The following is a 288-nucleotide window of genomic DNA, read 5'->3' on the forward strand; positions in this document are numbered from 1 at the left end:
TCGTCGGCGCTGCCGTGGCCGTTGTGTCCAGTACGGCACTGTCTGTGCCTGGGGCGGAGACATTGCCAGCTTGGTCGGTGACCGTTGCTGTGACCGTTAAATTAGCGCCTTCCGCTGGTTTCGCAACAGTGCTGCTATACGTACCAGCGGTGATTTCTGCAGCGGTCAAGACATGGCTTTGCGGAGTCGTGCCGTCGGTGATCGTCAGCGTATCACCTGCTTTAGCCGTACCTGGCAAGGCGACTGTGACTGCCACTGTCGTTGCTGCGCCCAGTTCTGTTTTACTGA

At 58.3% G+C, this 288-nt stretch carries 1 protein-coding gene; it reads right to left on the reverse strand.

The annotated features are described in order from the left end of the window. Nucleotides 1-288, reverse strand: a 288-nt coding sequence (locus tag ACO0K8_RS22350; protein ID WP_422948857.1) for a hypothetical protein, incomplete at both ends; no start/stop codon positions are given.

Source organism: Undibacterium sp. Ren11W (genome assembly GCF_049340485.1).
In the GTDB taxonomy this organism is placed as follows: domain Bacteria; phylum Pseudomonadota; class Gammaproteobacteria; order Burkholderiales; family Burkholderiaceae_D; genus Undibacterium.